15 protein-coding genes are annotated in these 18,103 nt (G+C 70.3%); 1 reads left to right on the top strand and 14 read right to left on the bottom strand.

Features of this window, described 5'->3' with window-relative positions:
• Nucleotides 1-3 precede the first annotated feature (3 nt).
• From VVD47_RS14270 to VVD47_RS14220, 11 genes are all read right to left on the bottom strand, one after another.
• On the bottom strand, nucleotides 4-846 hold the full coding sequence (locus tag VVD47_RS14270) for an alpha/beta hydrolase (RefSeq protein ID WP_327604152.1): 843 nt from the start codon (nucleotides 844-846) through the stop codon (nucleotides 4-6).
• Nucleotides 846-1,664 (bottom strand): ABC transporter ATP-binding protein, encoded by an 819-nt coding sequence (locus tag VVD47_RS14265; protein ID WP_327604151.1) that lies wholly within the window; start codon nucleotides 1,662-1,664, stop codon nucleotides 846-848. The genes VVD47_RS14270 and VVD47_RS14265 overlap by 1 nt, the downstream gene beginning before the upstream one ends.
• Nucleotides 1,664-2,755 carry a FecCD family ABC transporter permease gene (locus VVD47_RS14260; RefSeq protein ID WP_327604150.1) on the bottom strand — a complete coding sequence of 364 codons (1,092 nt, stop codon included), beginning with the start codon at nucleotides 2,753-2,755 and terminating at the stop codon, nucleotides 1,664-1,666. The genes VVD47_RS14265 and VVD47_RS14260 overlap by 1 nt, the downstream gene beginning before the upstream one ends.
• Before the next feature lie 4 nt (nucleotides 2,756-2,759).
• Nucleotides 2,760-3,872: an ABC transporter substrate-binding protein gene (locus tag VVD47_RS14255; protein WP_327604149.1), complete on the bottom strand. Its 1,113-nt coding sequence runs from the start codon at nucleotides 3,870-3,872 to the stop codon at nucleotides 2,760-2,762.
• A 97-nt stretch (nucleotides 3,873-3,969) separates the two neighbouring features.
• The gene (gene dhbA / locus VVD47_RS14250) at nucleotides 3,970-4,728 is read right to left on the bottom strand and encodes a 2,3-dihydro-2,3-dihydroxybenzoate dehydrogenase (protein WP_327604148.1); all 759 of its coding nucleotides are present in this window, start codon (nucleotides 4,726-4,728) and stop codon (nucleotides 3,970-3,972) included.
• Nucleotides 4,725-8,639 carry an amino acid adenylation domain-containing protein gene (locus tag VVD47_RS14245; RefSeq protein ID WP_327604147.1) on the bottom strand — a complete coding sequence of 1,305 codons (3,915 nt, stop codon included), beginning with the start codon at nucleotides 8,637-8,639 and terminating at the stop codon, nucleotides 4,725-4,727. Before VVD47_RS14245 ends, dhbA begins: the two co-directional genes overlap by 4 nt.
• A complete protein-coding gene (locus tag VVD47_RS14240; RefSeq protein ID WP_327604146.1) occupies nucleotides 8,636-8,905 on the bottom strand; it encodes a phosphopantetheine-binding protein in 270 nt (89 codons plus the stop codon). The genes VVD47_RS14245 and VVD47_RS14240 overlap by 4 nt, the downstream gene beginning before the upstream one ends.
• Nucleotides 8,902-9,537: an isochorismatase family protein gene (locus VVD47_RS14235; protein ID WP_327604145.1), complete on the bottom strand. Its 636-nt coding sequence runs from the start codon at nucleotides 9,535-9,537 to the stop codon at nucleotides 8,902-8,904. The genes VVD47_RS14240 and VVD47_RS14235 overlap by 4 nt, the downstream gene beginning before the upstream one ends.
• On the bottom strand, nucleotides 9,537-11,228 hold the full coding sequence (locus VVD47_RS14230; RefSeq protein ID WP_327604144.1) for a (2,3-dihydroxybenzoyl)adenylate synthase: 1,692 nt from the start codon (nucleotides 11,226-11,228) through the stop codon (nucleotides 9,537-9,539). Before VVD47_RS14230 ends, VVD47_RS14235 begins: the two co-directional genes overlap by 1 nt.
• Complete coding sequence (locus VVD47_RS14225) at nucleotides 11,228-12,388, bottom strand: isochorismate synthase (RefSeq protein ID WP_327604143.1); 1,161 nt, start codon at nucleotides 12,386-12,388, stop codon at nucleotides 11,228-11,230. The genes VVD47_RS14230 and VVD47_RS14225 overlap by 1 nt, the downstream gene beginning before the upstream one ends.
• A gap of 17 nt (nucleotides 12,389-12,405) precedes the next feature.
• Nucleotides 12,406-13,605, bottom strand: coding sequence for an MFS transporter (locus tag VVD47_RS14220; protein ID WP_327604142.1), 1,200 nt, complete (start codon nucleotides 13,603-13,605; stop codon nucleotides 12,406-12,408).
• Between the two features lie 535 nt (nucleotides 13,606-14,140).
• Here VVD47_RS14220 and VVD47_RS14215 point away from each other — a divergent pair.
• A complete protein-coding gene (locus VVD47_RS14215; protein WP_327604141.1) occupies nucleotides 14,141-14,716 on the top strand; it encodes a cytochrome b in 576 nt (191 codons plus the stop codon).
• Between the two features lie 148 nt (nucleotides 14,717-14,864).
• On the opposite strand, the gene VVD47_RS14210 is transcribed toward VVD47_RS14215, so the two are convergent.
• The 3 genes from VVD47_RS14210 to VVD47_RS14200 form a co-directional block, all read right to left on the bottom strand.
• The gene (locus VVD47_RS14210; protein WP_327604140.1) at nucleotides 14,865-15,794 is read right to left on the bottom strand and encodes an alpha/beta hydrolase; all 930 of its coding nucleotides are present in this window, start codon (nucleotides 15,792-15,794) and stop codon (nucleotides 14,865-14,867) included.
• Between the two features lie 163 nt (nucleotides 15,795-15,957).
• Nucleotides 15,958-17,376, bottom strand: coding sequence for a hypothetical protein (locus VVD47_RS14205; protein WP_327604139.1), 1,419 nt, complete (start codon nucleotides 17,374-17,376; stop codon nucleotides 15,958-15,960).
• A gap of 368 nt (nucleotides 17,377-17,744) precedes the next feature.
• Entirely contained in the window at nucleotides 17,745-18,095 is a 351-nt protein-coding gene (locus tag VVD47_RS14200; RefSeq protein WP_327604138.1) for a hypothetical protein, read from the bottom strand.
• Between the last annotated feature and the right edge of the window lie 8 nt (nucleotides 18,096-18,103).

Here is an 18,103-nt window from a genome sequence, read left to right as displayed (position 1 = left end):
TGCTCAGGCCGTCAGGCCGGGAGCGGAGGCGAAGCGCAGCACGCGCTGGGTCGCGATCATCACCACCGAGGCGTGATCCTCGCCGGGGAAGAGATGGAAGGCCGCGCGAGCTTCGCCCAGCCTCTCGCGCAACAAGGCGGCGACCGACTCGGTGTTGGCGAGCATGCGTCGCTGCGCGCGCCGCTCGACCAGCTCCGCGTGACCCGGCGCGCTACGCTGCCAGGGCGGCACCTCGCCTTCCCACTCGCCCACGCACAGGAAGCTGCGCACCGTGGGATGGTCCAGCCGCGACAGGCGTTCATGCACGCTCGCCTCGTCCCACCACACGGAGGGGCTGATGGCGGCGAACAGTCCGAAATCCGCCGGCCGTGACGCCAGCGCATGCAGCGCGAAGAAGCCGCCCAGCGAATGGCCGAACAGGGTCCGCCGCGACGGCGACAGCGGCGCCTCGGCCTCCAGTGCGGGCAGCAGCTCATCGACGATGAAGGACAGGAAGGCGTCCGCACCACCGTGGGCGACGCCGCCTCCTTGCGGTCCGTTGGTGTAGTCGCGGCGGCGTAGCGCGTCGACGTACAGGTCGGCCTCGTCGTGGGCGATGCCGATCACCGCGGTCGGCAGGATGCCGGTGGCATCGGTGCGCCGTGACATGCGTGCCACCGCTTCGGTGAAGCTGGCGAACATCGCGTTGGCGTCCAGCACGCACACCACCGGGAAGCCACCGGGCGGTGGCGTGCCGGCGGGCAGCCACAGGCTGACGCGGTACTGCTGGCCGTTGGAGCCCGCGCGCCACAGGCGGCTGCGCGCCTGCGGCAGGACGACGGGTTCCCAGTCCGGCAATGTGCTCATCACATCGCGTCCGCGGTCACGACGTCATCGACCATGATCTGCAGGCCGCCGCGCGAGCAGTGCTCCACGCGGGCCTGCACGCCATACACGCTTGCCAGCGCGGCCGGCGTGATCGCTTCGGCCGGGCGACCGGTGGCGGATACGGCGCCGCGCGACAGCATGACGATGCCATCGGACCAGCGTGCCGCGATCTGCAGGTCGTGCAGCACCATCAGCACGATCATGCCGCGTTCGCGGGCGAGGTCATGCACCAGGCGCATCACGCGCAGCTGGTGGTGCAGGTCCAGCGCGGAAATGGGTTCGTCCAGCAGCAGCACGCGCGGCTCGCGCGCCAGCGCCTGCGCCAGCGACACCAGCTGGCGCTGGCCGCCGGAAAGATGATCGAGGCCTTCGAGCGCCAGGTGCAGGATGCCGACACGCTCCAGCACCGCCACCGCGCGGCGCTCGGCGGCGTCGTGGCTCTCGCTGCGATCACCGATGGCCGACGCGCGCAGCGCGGCGACGAGACTCTCCAGCACAGACAGTGCGACACCTTGCGGCAGGGTCTGCGGCATGTAGGTGACGCGGCGGGCGTGCTCGGCGAGGCTCAGGCCGATCAGCTCCTGCCCGCCGAGGCGCACCGAGCCGGTGGCCTTCTGCAGGCCGGCCAGTGCGCGCATCAGGGTGCTCTTGCCCGCTGCATTGGGGCCGACCAGCGAATGCACCTCGCCGGCGCGGAACACCGGCAGGCTCAGGTCCTGGATGACCTTGCGGTCGCGGTAGCCGGTGGAGAGGTGGCTGACCTGCAAGCTGTCTTCACGCACGGCGGTGGCCTCCATCAGGAACGCTCCGGGCGGCGGAAGATCAGGAACAGGAACACCGGCACGCCGACAATCGCCGTGACGATGCCCACCGGCATCAGCACGCCGGGGACGATCGCCTTGCTGGCAGCGGAAGCCAGCGACATGATGAGCGCGCCGCACAGCACGCTGGCGGGCAGCAGGAAGCGGTGGTCCTCGCCCAGCAGCAGGCGGGCCATGTGCGGCCCCACCAGGCCGATGAAGCCGATGGTGCCGACGAAGGCGACCGAGGTGGCGGCCAGCAGGCTGACCCGCAGCAGGGCCATGAAGCGCAGGCGGCCGACATCGACGCCGAAGCTGCGCGCGCGGTCCTCGCCGAGCCGTAGCGAGGTGAGGCGGCCAGCCGCCAGCATCGAGAACGGCATCACCACCAGCACCACCAGCCCCAGCACCCACACGTTGCCCCAGGTCGCGCGCGACAGCGAGCCCATGCTCCAGAACACCAGCTGTTGCAGCGCCTCCTGCGAGGACACGAACTGCATCAGCGCGACCAGTGCGTTGAAGGCGAATACCAGCGCGATGCCCAGCAGCACCACCGTCTCGACACCAGCGCCGCGCCGACTCGCCATCAGCTGCAGCAGCAACACCGAGCCGAAGGCGAAGGCGAAGGCGTTGAGCGGCACCATCCAGTCAGCCGGGATGAACGGCAGGCTGATGCCGGACACGATGGCCAACGCCGCGCCGAAAGACGCGGCGGACGACACGCCCAGCGTGAAGGGACTGGCCAGCGGGTTGTTGAGGATGGTCTGCATCTCGGCGCCCGCCAGCGACAGCGAGGCACCGACCAGCACGGCCATCAAGGCGTAAGGCAGGCGCACCTGCCAGACGATGGCGGCCTGCGGCGGCGTCAGGCTGTCGGGCGAGACCACCCCGCCCAGCACCTGCAGCGCTGTCAGCGCGGACGGGCCGGTCACCAGGTCCAGCGCGAAGGCGGCGATGCAGGCCAGGGCCAGCCCGGCCACGATGGCCATGCGTCGCGCCACCAGACGTCGGTACTGCGCCAGTACCGCGTCGGCATTCAATGCCGTCTGTGCCCCTGCCGAGGGCCGGGCGTGCGTTCCGGAGTCCATGCGCCTACTTCAGGCCGATCCAGCCGGTGCCCACGTAGGGCACGGCGAGGAAGCGCTTGTTGATCTCGTCCAGCGTCTTCGCCGGGTCGACATCCTTGAACAGCTCGGGATGCACCCAGGTCGCGAAGGCTTCGATCACCACGATGTCGATCGGCGAGTTGACGAGCTGGTGCGCGAGGCCAAAGGTGTTGCCGCTCTTCACCGCACTCAGCTGCGCAATGCCCTGGCGCTTGCTGATCTTCTGCAGCGCGGCGCGGGCGCGGGCGGCGTCATAGCCGGCGCCCAGCACCAGGCCGCCGGCCTTTTCCAGATGCACGCCGCCGGTGGCGATGTACAGCTTCGGGTCGCGCGACATCACGTATTCGAGGTTCAGCTTGCCGGCCGGCACCTTGAGCACGTCGGCACCGATGTTGTGACCGCCGACGAACTCGATGTAGTCGCCGACGTTGCCCGGACCGACCGAATTGCAGCAGTCGCCGGTGAGGCCGGCGTGCGCTTCGAGGAACACCGTCGGGCGCGCACTGGCGGGCAGCTTGGCGACGCGCTGCGAGATCTTCTCCAGGTGCTGGCGACGGAACTCGATGAAGCTCTCCGCCTTCGCCGAGCCCCCGGTCAGCTGGCCGAGGATGCGCAGGCTGCGCTCCTGGTTCTCGAAGGGCTGGTTGAAGAAATCGATGAACACCACCGCGATGCCGGCGGCCTGCAACTGTGCCACCTGGGCATCGGTCGGGCCGCCGCCCAGCGACACCACCGCCACATCCGGCGCGGCCGACAGCACGGACTCCAGGCTGAAGGCGCCGGCGGAGCTCGCCACCTGCGGCAGGTTGCGCAGGGCCGGGAACTTCTCGACGAACTGCGCATAGGTGGCGTCACCGATGCGGTGGATGTCGCGCGGCCAGGCGGCCAGCGGCTTCACCGGATCGGCCTGCACCAGCGACAGCGCCACCAGGTAGCGGCCGTCGTCGATGGAAATCTTGCGCACCTGGTCGGGCACGGTGACCTTGCGACCGCGCAGGTCGGTGATCTCGGCCGCGTTCGCTGGCAGCAGGGCGGCCGCGAAGGACAGCAGCAGGCCGCACAGGGCAGCAAGACGGGTCGTGCGCTTTGTCGGGCACATGTTCATGAAAATCCTCGGAAAACCCCTGGGAGCGACGGATCGCGCAAACCCGCGATGGTGCCACGGCAACGCGGGCGTCGGCGACACCCGCGACGGTTCAGGCGCGCAAAGTTGCACCGCCATCAACATACAGGTCGGTCATCGCGATGTGGCCGGCCTGGTCGGACAGCAGGAACATCACGGCACTGGCCACGTCTTCCGGTGTCGCCAGCTTGCCCAGCGGGATGCCGGCCTTGTAGATCTCCGGCAGGCCGGCGATGACTTTCGCGGCCCCGCTGTCGTCGGCCCACATGCCGGTCTGCATCGGCGTCAGCGTGGAACCCGGTGCCACGATGTTGCAGCGGATGCCCAGCGGCGCCAGTTCCAGGCCGAGGCAGCGCATGAACATCGTGGAAGCGGCCTTGGACGCCGCGTAGGCCGCCATGCCGTGGCGCGGCACGCCGGCCGCGTTGGAACTCACCGTGACGATGGCCCCGCGCCTGCGCGGCCCCATCACTCGGGACAAGGCGCGCGACACGTGGAACACCCCGTCGGCATTCACCGCGAACACGCGGCGCCATTCGGCGTCGCTAATGCTGTCCACCGTGCCGGTCTGCAGCACGCCGGCGACATTGATGCCGAAGCCGATGGGGCCGATGTCGCGCTCCACCCGCGCCACCAGCGCATCCACCGCGGCGGCATCGGTCACGTCCAGCGCCTCGGCATGGCGGGTGACCCCCTGCTGCGTGGGCGCGGCGATGTCGGTCGCCACCACGATGCTGCCGCTGTCCTGCAACAGGCGCACCAGCGCCGCGCCGATGCCGCCGCCCGCACCGGTCACCAGCGCCACCGTGCCTTCGAATCCAGTCAGTTTCATGTGTTCTCTCCGCTGAGGCCATCGTGGCGCGACATCTGTTGCGACAGCAGCGGCGCGATGCGCGCCACCGCGTCGCGGCCGGTCATCTCGGCGTGCAGGAAGGGCAGCTCCACCGCTTCCACCTTCGCCGCGTACGGTGCCCACAACGCCGATTGCAGGTGCGGCCGGGTCGCGTGGTCGCGGCCGGCGCGCAAGTGCAGCACGGTCGCCTCGCAGGCGACGTGATGATGCCCGCGCACCAGCCGGTTGGTGCCGGTCACGGCACGCACCACGCCATCCAGCACCGGCTCCGGCAGGTTGCCCAGCGCGCTGTCGCCGCGACGCAGGAAGGCGATGACGCGCTCGCGCGTGTCCAGTTCAGGATGCGCCTCCGGGTCGTAGCCGGCGATCGCCAGCAACGCGCGTAGCGCCGCCACCGGCGTGGGCTCCGGCTCGGCCCGCCAGCATTCCGCCGGGTAGGCGTCCAGCAGGGCCAGCACGCCGACCTCGCGGCCGCGCCCTTCCAGCTCCACCGCCATCGCCTGCGCAATGATGCCGCCCACCGACCAGCCCACCAGATGCACCGGCCCGGCCGGATGCACGCTGGCGATGCGATCCGCATAGTCGGCGGCGAGGATGTCGATGCTCTCCGGCAGCGGCTCGGCCAGGTCCAGCGCCGGCGACTGCAGGCCATACACCGTGCGGGCCGGCGACAGGGCGCGGGCCAGGTCGCGGTAGTTCCAGGCGATGCCACCCGCCGGGTGCACCGCGAACAGCGGCGCAGGGCCGGACACTTCCGGCGCAAGGCGGATCAGCGGTGCGAGGCCGTGGTCGGCCTGCGCCGGCTGGGCGTCGATCAGGGCGGCGAGTGCCGTCACCGTCGGCGTGGCGAACAGCGCACCCAGGCCGGGGTCGCAGCGCCAGCGCTTCTGGATCTCCATCAGCAGGCGCACGGCGGACAGTGAGTCGCCGCCGAGGCCGAAGAAATCCGCCTCCGCGCCGATCGGCACATCCAGCTCCAGCACCTGCGCGTACAGCGCCGCCAGCTCGCGCTCGGTCGGCGTGCGCGGCGCGCTCTCGCCGGTGTGCACCGCGGGTGCCGGCAAGGCGCCGCGGTCCAGCTTGCCATTGGCGGTCAGTGGCCAGTCGGCCAGCGCCACGAAGGCGGACGGCACCATGTAGTCCGGCACGCGGGCGGCCACGTGGTTGCGCAGCGCCTGTTCATCCACCCCGCTGCCGCCCTCGGCCTGCAGGTAGGCGACGAGGCGCTCGTCGCGCAGCATCACCTCGGCGCGCGCGACGCCGGGCGCCGAACGTACTGCGGCTTCGATCTCGCCGAGTTCGATGCGCAGGCCGCGCAGCTTGATCTGGTGATCGCTACGGCCGAGGAACTCCACCGCGCCGTCCTCGCGCCAGCGCGCCACGTCACCGCTGCGGTAGATGCGCGCACCGGGTACAAAGGGGTCGTCGAGGAAACGCTCGGCGGTGAGGTCGGCGCGGCCGAGATAGCCCCGCGCCAGTTGCACGCCACCGAGGTAGAGGTCACCGACCACGCCCGGCGGCAGCGGCCGCATGCGGCCGTCCAGCACGTACAGGCGGGTGTTCCACACCGGGAAGCCTATCGGCACCGGGCGCGAGCGGTCGTCCGGGCCGGCCGGCCAGTAGCTGACGTCGACCGCCGCTTCGGTGGGACCGTAGAGGTTGTGCAGCTCGCCGCGCACGGTGGCGTGGAAGCGGTCGCGCAGCTCGGCGCCCAGCTCCTCGCCGCTGACGAACACGCGCTGCACCGACAGCCCCTGCCCATCGGGCGCCGCGAGGAATGCCGACAACATGGACGGCACGAAGTGCAGCGTGGTGATGTTGCGCTGGCGGATCAGCTGCGCGATGGCGCGCGGATCGCGGTGCGCATCCGGCGGCGCCACCACCAGGGTCGCGCCACACAGGTAGGGCAGGAAGAACTCCCACACCGACACGTCGAAGGTCGCCGGCGTCTTCTGCAGGATGCGGTCGCCGGCACCGATGGCGTAGTGCGTGCGCATCCACTCCAGGCGATTGACGATGGCGCGGTGCTCGATCAGCACGCCCTTGGGTTCGCCGGTGGAGCCGGAGGTGTAGATGACATAGGCGGCGTCCTGCGGACGTACGTCGGCGATCAGCGTTGCCTGGCTGGCCGGCGACCACTGCGCGGGCGTCAGCACCTCACGCCCCGGGAAACGCGCCGCCGCCTCATCGAAGGCCAGCACGCAGTCCGGCTGTGCCGAGTCGAGGATGCGCGCGAGGCGGGCGTCGGGATGCGCCAGGTCCAGCGGCAGGTAGGCGCCGCCAGCGCGCTGTACTGCCAGCAGGGCGATGACCAGTTCCAGCGAACGCGGCAGCGCCACCGCCACCACCGATTCGCGGCCAACGCCCTGTGCGCGCAGTTGCAGCGCCAGTGCACGACTGCGCTGCTCCAGTTGCGCATAGCTCAGCACCTCGCCTTCGAACTCCAGTGCGGGTGCGTCCGGCGTGGCAGCCATCTGCGCTTCGTACAGCGCCACAAGCGTGGTGTCCGGCACCGCGTGTGCGGTGTCGTTCACCGCGTACAGGAAATGCTCGGTCTCGGCCGGCGTTGCCAGCGGCACTTCGTCCAGGCTGCGGCCGGCGTCGCAGGCGGCCAGCGCGGCATGCAGGAAGGCGGGCAGGCGTGCGCCATGCGCTTCCAGTTGGGCTGGCGTGTACAGCGAGGGGTTGGCTTCGATCTCCAGATCGAGCAGGGTCTTCGCGTCACCACGGAAACCGAGGGTTACGTCGTCGACCGGGCCGGTGCTGAGGATCTCCGTGCGCAACGTGACGCCACGCAACAGCAGTGGCTGGTAGAAGGGCTGCACGTTGATCAGCGGGCCGTACAGGCGGCGCTGCGCACCGACCAGCCCGAGGTCGCGGCGCAGCTGCTCGCTGCGATAGCGGCCGTGACGACGCGCGCGCGTCATCGCGCCGCCGACACTGCGCACGAATTCTTCGACGGGTGCGGCAGACTGCGCCACGCGCAGCGGCAGTACGTTCATCACCATCGCCGGCACGCTGGCCGAGGCGCTGCCCAGCCGGCCCATCGCGGGCACGCCCAGTACCGCTTCGGCCACGCCGGCATGACGACGGCAATAGTCGGCGGTCAGCGCGGTGACGAGGTCGGGCCAGGGCTGGCCGAGCCGCGCGGCGGTGGCGAGCAGGCGCTCGCGCAGGCTGGCGTCCAGCGGCCGCACCAGGCGCAGCGCCTCGGCAGCGGGCGGCGCAAAGCCGGGGCCGAGGCCGGATGCAGCCGGCACGCCGGCGAGATGCTCGCGCCAGTAGGCCGCATCGCGCACGCGCTTGTCGGAGGCGCGATACGCCGTGTCCTCGTCGAACACCGGGGCCAGCGGCCCCAGCGGCGAACCGGCATCGGCCGCACCGTACAGCGCGCATACGCGTTCGCTGAACAGCGCCATGCCGTAGCCGTCGGTGACGAGGTGATGCACCCGCAGGTACCACGCGAAGCGCTGCGGCCCGAGCACGAACAGGCGCTGCTGGGCCAGGCGGTCGCGACCGGGGTCGACCGGCGAGAGGTAGTCGGCACGCATCTGCGCGCGCGCGCTTGCAGCAGGATCGGCTTCGCCAGCGAGATCGACAACCTCGATGGCGGGACGGTAGTCGGCGTCCCCCCACTGCTGCGGGCCGCCCTCTTCGTCGCGGATGCGCAGGCTGAGCGCCGGCGCTTCGCCTGCGGCGCGGTCGGCCGCCGTCACGAAGGCGGCGACGTCCAGCTCGCCGTCGATCCACAGGATGTGGGCGGTGTTGTAGGCCGGGTTCTCCGGCGCCAGCCGCTGCGCGTACCAGATGCCCGCCTGGGCTTCGGTCAGGGGCCGCGCCTGTACGCTGCCGGCCGATCCGCTGTCCGCGCCAGTGCTCACCTCGCTCATTTCGGTGCGGCGCTCCCGGCCTGCAGGCGTTGCACGACCTGCCACCAGCCCGCCAGCGTCACGTGCGCGGCGAGGTCGGAGAACTGCAGCGGAATGCCCGTCTCGGCCCACTGCGTGGTGAGCACCAGCACGCGCATGGAGTCGAGGCCTAGGTCGATCAGGTTCTCGTCGTCGGTGACGATCTCGGGCGACTCGTCCAGCGCCTTGGCGATGTCGGCGCGCATGCGCTCCAGGGTCAGCGGCATGGCATTCGTCACGTTCGTCATTTCAGTACTTCCAGCAAGCTGTCGGTGGTCATCGGCACGCCACTGGTGCGGGCGATCCAGCGCATCGCCATGTCATGGTCCTCGCGCGAGAAGTCGGCCACCGCGTCAGCAGCGATGAAGGCCTCGATGTCGCGCTGGAAGGCTTCCACCACCGTGGCGGTGCAGCCGATGTGGGCGTACACGCCAGTGACCAGCAGCTGGTCGCGGCCTCGCGCGCGCATCATGGTTTCCAGGTTGCTGCGCTGGAAGGCGCTGTAGCGGTGCTTCACCAGCACGTGCTCGCCTTCCGCCGGGGCCAGCTCGTCGATGATGGTGACGTGCTCGTCGAGGGCACGCATGCCCGGCCCCCACAGGTCGGCCTGCAGGCCACGGTCGCGACGGTCCTGGTTGCCGTGCTGGGCGGTGTAGAACACCGGAATACCACGCGTGCGGCAATGCGCCAGCAGGCGACGGATGTTGGCGATGGCCGGCTTCAGCGGCGCGTCGTCAGCCGCGTACGCCGCCAGGAAGTAGCGCTGCATGTCGTGCACCAGCAGGGCGAGACGGCGGATCTCGGGCTGCCAGGGGCCGCGCGGGGCGGGGAGTTCCGCCGCGGTCGGCAGCGCATAGGGGGCAATCCTGGGCAATCCCATTACAAATCCTTCTGTTCGGACAGGTCAGACAGGTACTTCTCGCGCAACTGGGCGCGCAGTTCGCGGCGGCTGATCTTGCCGACCGCGGTGGTGCCGAAGGCGTCGACGAAGACGATCTGGTCCGGCACCTTGAAGGCCGCCAGCCCCCGCCCGCGCACCCAGGCCTTGAGCTGCGCGGCGCGCGGCACGTCGCCCTGGGCGATAACGAAGGCGCAGCTGCGCTCGCCGAGGTAGTCGTCGGGGATCGACACCACGGCGGCATCGAACACCGCGGGGTGGGCCAGCAGGTGATCCTCGATCTCCTCGGCGGAGATCTTCTCGCCGGCGCGATTGATGTGGTCGGTCGCGCGGCCCTGCACCACCAGGTAGCCACCGGCCAGGCGCTGCACCATATCGCCGGTGCGGTAGTAGCCGTCACTGGTGAAGCTGCGGGCGTTGGCCGCGTCGTCGTTGTGGTAGCCGCGGATGGTGTACGGCCCGCGCGTCAGCAGGTGGCCGGTCGTGCCGTCCGCCACCGGGTTGCCGTGGTCGTCCACCACCAGCACTTCGTCGTCGGGGCTGATCGGCCGGCCCTGGGTGTTCAGGACGATGTCGTCGGCATCATCGAGCCGCGTGTAGTTCACCAGGCCTTCGGCCATGCCGAACACCTGCTGCAGCGTGCAGCCCATGCCGCTGACCACGCGGCGTGCGGCCTCCGGCACCAGCTTGGCGCCGCCGACCTGCATCACCTGCAGGCTGGACAGGTCATGCGTGGTCTTCGTGGCCGCGTCCGACCACAGCAGGGCCAGCGGCGGCACCAGGCCGACGCAGGTGACGCGCTCGCGGGCGATCAGCGGGAAGGCCGCATCCGGACCGGCGCCCGGGCTCAGCACGGTGGTGGCGCCCGCGTGCAGCGCGCCCAGCCAGCCGGAAGAACTCATCGGGAAATTGTGCGCGGCCGGCAGGGCCACCATGTACACGCTGTGCTCGTCGATGCCGCAGATCTCGTTGCTGGCGCGGAACGAGTAGATGTAATCGTCATGGGTGCGCGGGATCAGCTTGGACAGGCCGGTGCTGCCGCCGGATATCTGCAGGAAGGCCACGGACTGCGGATCGGGGTCGGCCGGCAACGTGGTTTCGTCACCCTGCAGTGCGTCCAGCGAGAGGAATTCTTCATTTCCGTCACCCGCTTCACCCGCGATGATCACCTGCCTCACCGCCGGCAGCTCGTCGCGCAGCGCGCGGGCCAGCGTGCGGTAGTCGAAGCCGTCCTGCAACGCGTGCGTCACGTAGGCACTGGCCTGCGCCTTGCGCGCGAAGTGGGCGATCTCGGTGATGCGATGCGCCGGCAGCGCGTACACCGGGATCAGGCCGGCGCGGAACAGGCCGCACACGACGGCGATGAAGGCCGGCACGTTGGCCAGTTGCACCACCACGCGCTCGCCGGGCACCAGCCCCTGTGCGAGCAGGCCGGCGCCGATGCGGCCGGCTTCCTGCCAGAGCTGGTCGTAAGTCAAACGGATGTCGCCACCGACTACGGCAGTCTTGTCCGCGTAGCGCTGCGCGCGGTCGCGCAGGAAGGCGGGCATGGTCTCGCCACGCCAGTAGCCGGCAGCGCGGTAGCGGGCCACCAGTTCGTCGGGCCAGACCTGCCGCAGCGGCAGCAGCCCGGCGGCGTCCCGGGTCGGGGTCAGGGATTTTTCGTCAGTCATCAGAGGGCTTGCGCAGGATCGATCCCCAGCGCATTGAGCAGCGCGCCGAACTTGGCGGCGGTTTCTTCCACTTCGAGCTGCGGCTGGGAGTCCCGCACGATACCCGCACCGGCGAACAAGCGCAGCGCATTGCCCTGCGCGCGCGCGCAGCGGATCGCCACGTACCAGTCGCCATCCCCTTCGGCGTCCACCCAGCCGACGGCGCCGGCGTAGAAGCCGCGATCCACCGGCTCCAGCTCGCGGATGGTCTGCAGGGCGAGTTCGCGCGGCGTGCCGCACACGGCCGGCGTGGGGTGCAACAGGCCGGCCAGCGCCGCGGCGGACACGGACGGGTCCTTCAGCCTGCCGCTGATGCGCGTGCCGAGGTGCCACATGGTGGCGGTGGCCGTCAGGGTCGGGCGCTCCGGTGCGTCCACCGATCCGCATAGCGGCGACAGCGCGGCGACGATGGCGTCCACCACGTAGCCGTGTTCGTCCAGATCCTTGGTGGAGGCCAGCAGGCCCTGCGCGATGCGGGCGTCCTCATCCGGGTCGGCGCTGCGGCGCGCGGAGCCCGCCAGCGGGTAGGACGTGACCTCCAGGCCGCGGCGCGACACCAGCAGCTCGGGCGTGGCGCCCACCAGCCAGGAGGGGGACTCTCCGTCCGCCACCGGCAGCGGCGCCACGTAGGTGGCCACGTTCGGATCCAGCGCCAGCCGCGAGGCCAGCGCGCGCGGGTCGATCTCGCCCGCCAGTTCCGCGTGCAGGCTGCGCGCCAGCACCGTCTTGCGCAGGGCATCGCCGTCTGCACGCAGGTGTTGCAGCGCGCTCGACACGGCGTCGGCATAGGCGGCGGCGGTCGGCTCGGCAGCCAGGCGCTGAACGGGCGGCAAGGCCATGGCCGCCGGGATGGCGGCTTCCGCGAAGGCGGCCGGCTGGAACAGCGCGTCCTGCGCATGCGGATCGAAGGGCAGCGCGCCGACCAGCAGGGTCGGGCCGGCGCTGCGTTGCGCGAAGAACGCACGCACCCGCTCCCCCAGCGTATCGGTGGGGCCGGACGGGAGGCGAGTCAGGCAGCCGGTGGTTTCCAACCCGCGCAAGGGGGCACGCAGCAGGAACAGTGAAGCATGCGGTGCTGCATGCGGGCCGGCATCCGGGAGGGTGTCGTCGAGCATTTCCATTGTTGTCCGCAGGTTCGTCATTGCGTGTCCCCGGCGGCATGCAGCGTGGCGGCGCAACCCAGCACCACCAGCAGCGCACCGATCATCAGGTACGGGGCGCCCGGCGCCCAGCGATAGACCAGGGTGCCAGCCAGCGGGCCCAGCACCATGCCCAGCCCCTGCACCGAGGCGACCGTACCGGCCGCGGCGCCCTGCTCGTGCGCCTCCACCGAGTCGGCCGCCAGTGCCTGGAAAGACGGGAATACGAAGCCCATGCCGAAAGCCGCCGTGGCGTAGGCCGCCAGCAGTTGCCAAGGCTGCTGCACCAGCGCGACCGAGGCGAAGCCCACCGCACCGATCCAGGCCCCCACGGCGATCCAGCGCGCCGGCCGCACACGGCGCAGGCGCATCACCAGCGCCTGCGACACCATCAGCCCGAAGCCCACCGCGGTGAGCGCCATGCCGGCCATGCGTGCGCCGTCGGCAGGCGACAGTTGCAGGCGGTCGATGGCGAAGAAGCCGACCGCGACCTGCGCCACCGCCACGGCGACCATCGCCGCGAACACCGCGTAGAGCGGCAACCGCAGGCGGCGGTCGGTCCACGCCATGCCGGCACGCTTGCCGGGTCGGCCACCGGCTGCGGGGGGCGCGTCCGGCAGGCGCCACCACACCATCAGCAAGGACAGCAGGGGCAGTACCGCGGCGGCATGCAGCGCCAGGGACAGGTCCTGCACGGCCAGCCAGCCTGCCGCGGCAGGGCCGATCACCAGGCCCACGGCGTTGGCCGTACCCAGCCGCGCCATCACGCCGCCACGCTCGCCCGGCGGCATCTGGTCGGCCACCACCGCAGCGACCGTCGAGGGAATGCCGGAATAGAAGAGCCCGACCAGGGCACGCGCGCCGACCAGCGCGAGCACTGACACCAGCACCGCCGGCGGGCTGGCCAGCGCGAAGCCGACGAACAGCGCCATGGCCAGATAGATCAGCGCGTAGGCCGCCAGGGCCACCAGCAGCACGCGCTTGCGCCCGATGCGGTCGCTGAGCGCGCCCCAGCGCGGCGCCGCCAGCATCCACAACAGGCCCGCGGCGGTCACCGACAGGCCGGCATGCCATTCGGCCAGGCCGAGGATGCGCGCCACCGGGCCGATCACGGCGACGAAGGCCATCATCGCCATCGTCCCGGACAGGGCCGTGAACAACAGGATGGGCAGCGCTTGAACGGTAGGACGGGAATGCATGCTTGTACTGCCGGAGGGAGAATCCTTGACGGGTGAACGGTCGGCCATGACGAGGCAGGCCGGCTGTTGCGGCGCTCCTCTGCGGGAGCGCTTCCGTCGCACATCAGGCCATCCGGAACACCTGCGCGGATGGACACAGGTAGACAGGATAGCAGATGCGTCTGATTCTCATTTGTTTCAGAACGGGTTGAATTGTCTCAGAATCGCGTCGGCATGGCCGCCTGCCCGGCGGCGTTTTCGCCGGTCTTTACCCGTTTTTGCATATGCAGCACGGCCCATGCCGGGCAAGGGATGCGCGGCGTTCTGGCGGGGTCGCGCACGCCCTTCCGCAGCTTCCGGCAAGGGCCGCTGGCGTACAGTGCGGGCCGTGCGCGGAACCCGGCCGGGGCCGGGGCAGTCACTGTTGCGGTCGAGTTTCGCGCGCGCCAGCGGTGCCCGGCATGCGCCGTCCGTGCCTTCCGTTCGCACATTCGCACGCTCCCACATTCGCACGCTCTCACATCCCACCCACTCCCTGCCCCGAGCTTTCGAGTCGATGTCCGCAAACCTCAACACACTCTCCCCGTCCCCTTGGCTGGACAGCCCGCAACGCTACGGCCGCATCAGCCGCTGGCTGCACTGGGGCATGGCGTTCCTGCTCCTCTGGCAGTTCGTCGGCATGGGCCTGCGCCTGGCGCTGGGCAAGACGCCGCTGGTGTCCTTCTTCGTCGGCCTGCACGCCAGCGTCGGCCTGCTGCTGCTGATCCTCGTGCTGCTTCGCGGCGCCTGGGGGCTGAGCCAGCGCTCACGCCGGCCGGCGCACGGCACTGGCTGGCTGGGCAAGGCCGCGGCGCTGGGGCACGGGCTGCTGTACCTGCTGATGCTGGTGATCCCCAGCCTGGCGCTGGTGCGGCTGTACGGTTCGGGCCGCCCCTTCGCGTGGTTCAACACCCTGCCGCTGTTCGACGCCGGCCCGAAGCAGGAAGCGCTGATGGCGCCGGCCAACGCGGCCCATGGCCTGCTGGCGTGGACGCTGCTGGCGTTGATCGTCGGCCATGTGCTGATGGTGGTGCTGCACCGCTGGCTGTGGCGCGACGACGTGCCGCAGCGGATGATCGGCCGGGTGCGCTGACCCCGCTGCTGCCTGCCAGCGCTGGAAGCCGCGCCAGAATGGCGCGACGCCGGTTCAGGCAATCAGGTGGCCAGGCGCATCGACGCAGACAGTACGGGCAGTACGGCCAGACGATGCAACGACGCCAGAACCGTCTTGTCGCGACGCCCTAGCGGGTGGCGAACTGCAGGGTGGGCGCGATGGACTGCGCCCGCAGCGGTCCATGGCCGACGCCCGGGAACGTCCGCCAGCTCACACTCAGGCCGGGCCGACGCGCCAGTTCGTCGGCGAGACGCTGCGCGCTGTCCGGCGGCACGGCCAGGCGCGGGTCCTCGCTGCGACGGGATGCCGCGCCGGCCGACGGCGCTTCCAGCCAGGACGACCCCACCATCATCAGCAAGCCGGTTTCGCGACCGGCGGGTAGCGCCACGGCGCGCTGCGCCGCCTGCAGGATGTAGCCGTCATGCCACCACAGTGATGCATCGGCGGTGGCGTAGCGGGCAAACAGCTGGGGCCGCGTGAACAGGGCATGCAGCGCCAGCAGCCCGCCGTAGGAGTGCCCCCACAGGGTGCTGCGCGCGGCATCCGTGGGCACCCGGCGCGCGATCTCGCCGCGGATGCGATCCGCATACAGGTCGAGGAACACGTCGGCACCACCACCCAGGCGCTTGTGGCGCGCGCTCTCCCAGGTCGGGTCCTGGCCCGGCACCGGCGGCGTGTAGTCGTAGGCCCGCGCCACCAGGTCGACGTCCCCCTCCGTGCGGTAACCCAGCGTCGCCACCGCCAGCGGGCGACCGGCCTCCGCCAGCCGGCCCAGCTCCGCGCGGTCCAGCGCGGCGAACGCCGCATTGCCATCGAGCATCACCAGCAGGGGAAAACCGCCTGCCGGCGCGGCGACGCCCGGGATCGCCAGTTCCACCCGGTTGTGGCGTTTGCCGTCCCGCGAGTCGAGCTCGAAGCGTTCGAAGCGATAGGCCGACGGGTGGGCCGATGCGTTGGCCGATGAGCCGGTCGATACGTCGCGTGCCGGCACAGCGGGTGCCACGCAGCCCTGCACGCCCAGCGCGGCGGCAGCGAACAGGAAGCGGCGACGGGACACGGGGCACGACGGGACTGATGGGGTGTGCATGGTTGGCGACCTGGAGGAAAAAGACAGGCAGGCCTGTACGCAGCCAGGGCAAGAAGCAGCACCGCCGCGACAAAAGAAAACGCGCGCCCCGGTCACTGACCAGCGGCGCGCGTCGGGGTAGCGTCAGGCGCTATCAGCGCGAGGCGATGCGGGCAATGCGGTCGCCGCTCTCGTCGTTCTCGCCACGCGACTTGTTCACCGCGAACACGGCGCCCTTGCCGTCGACATCCAGGTGCTGCGGCAGGGTGCCACCGCTCAGGTTGCCGACGATCTTGCCATTGGCATCCACCACCGTGACGGTACCGGCAGCACGGTTGGACACGTAGGCCAGGCCGCGGACCGGCTCGTAGGTCACGTTCAGCGAACCGGCACCGACGGGCACGTCATGCACCACCTTGCCGGTCTTGGCGTCGACGATCACCAGGTTGTCCGAACCCTGCGAGGCCACGAGGATGCGGTCGTTCTTGGAGTCGTAGGCCACGCCGGAAGCCGTCACGGCGCCATCCACCACGAAGGTCTTGGTGACGGTGTCGGTCTTGGTGTCGATGATCGCGATTTCGTTGGTGGTCATGCTCACCGTGAACAGGCGGCCGCCTGCTTCGTCCAGCGCCAGGCTCATCGGCGAGAACTCCTTGGCGTCACGGCCGCGCACGCTGCTGGTCAGCGCGATGCGCTTCGGCTCGCCGAGGGTCTTGGCGTCGAAGACGACGATGAAGGGGTTGCCGGTGGCGGACGAGTAGGCCTTGCCGACCTTCTGGTCGATCACCACGTCGCGGGCGTGCGGCACGGCACCCAGCGGGTACTGCTTGACCAGCGACATGTCGGACTGGCGATACACGGCGACGGTGTTCTGGCGGGTGTTGGTGGCCCACACGTTGCCGTTGGCGTCATCCACGCCGACGCCGAACACGGCGAAGACCGGAGCCGGGGCCGGGGTTGCGTTTGCCGGTGCGGGTGCGGCGCCGGGGCGCGGCGTGGGTGCCGGCGCGGCGGGCGGCGTGGCGCGGCCTTCGATGGCCAGGGTCTGCGGGTTCACCTTCACCAGCGAGCTGCCTTCACGGCCGGACGAGGTCACGAACAGGCGGTCGCTCTTGGCGGAGTAGGCCACCTGGTAGAGGCCCGGCACCAGCGGCTTGGCATCCACGCTGAACTTGTCGGCGCCGGACAGCGGCACGGCCGGCGAGATCTTCAGCGGCACCAGCAGCGAAGCGGCCGGGTTGGCGGCGCTGGCGACCAGCGAGTAGCGGCCGGATTCGGCCGCGGCGGGCAGCACGAACTGCGAGCGGAACTTGCCATCCTTGTCGACGGTGACGGTGTCGCCCAGCCTGGCGCCGCCGTAGCTCAGCGTGACCTGCTGGCCGGGCTTGAAGCTCTGGCCTTGCAGGGTGACCGGCTTGCCGGCCAGCACCACGGGCGTGTCCACCACGCTGACGCGGCCGTTGAAATCAACGTCGCTGGCGCCGAATTGCGGTGCACTTGCGCAGGCGGACAGGGCCAGCGCCACGGACGCGGCCAGTACCGCGGAACGCGCCGAAGGAAGCTTGTTGCTCATGAAAACTCCATTGTTTGGACAGAGGGAGAGACAGGAAGGCCCCGATGGCGCGCAGGATGCGATGCGCGCGGGCGGGGCCTCGAAACTGAGAACCATTTGCGTTTGCGATTCTAGCCCGTGAACCCTGGCCGCGGGAGAATTCCTTGCCGGCTTTACAAAACCATACGCAGCCCGGCGGGCCGCTCAGCCATGTGGCCAGCGCCCACCGCTCACCTGCTCGATGCCGGGGAGGTCGCGCCAGGACTGCGCGTCATCGACGAAGGCCCCGGCATCCCGGAGAACGAACTGGAGCGCGTCTCTGCTAGAGAAGTTTCGTACGGAGCAGCGCAACCGGCCCGGCGCGGAATTCGTGCTGCGCCTGCCGGCCTTCAAACGAGCACTTCCCGCCACGGCACATAGCGCAGCCATGTTTCAGGCGTGGCGAAGCGGATGATCACGTACGGCACGACGATCATGGCAGCAAGCACGACGAGCAGCACGGAGCCGGATGCCCGGGAACCGGCAAGCCATGCGACACCATTGATCGCGACGACGACCAGCATCACCAGCGGGAAAGCGGCTTTCTCGGACGGATGTTGATTCAGCATCAAGGCCCCGTCGCAGAACGGGCATTCGAGATGCCAGCGCAAGGCGAGGAAGCGGAACTCTCCTTCGCGAGGAACCTTGCGTAGGCGCTGGCCCTTCAGGTCGGCCGTGCACAAGGGGCAGGTGTAATCCATGGTTTTTC

It is taken from the genome of Uliginosibacterium sp. H1 (assembly GCF_036017065.1).
Classification (GTDB): domain Bacteria; phylum Pseudomonadota; class Gammaproteobacteria; order Burkholderiales; family Rhodocyclaceae; genus Uliginosibacterium.
This window is presented reverse-complemented; position numbering and strand designations above follow the sequence as displayed.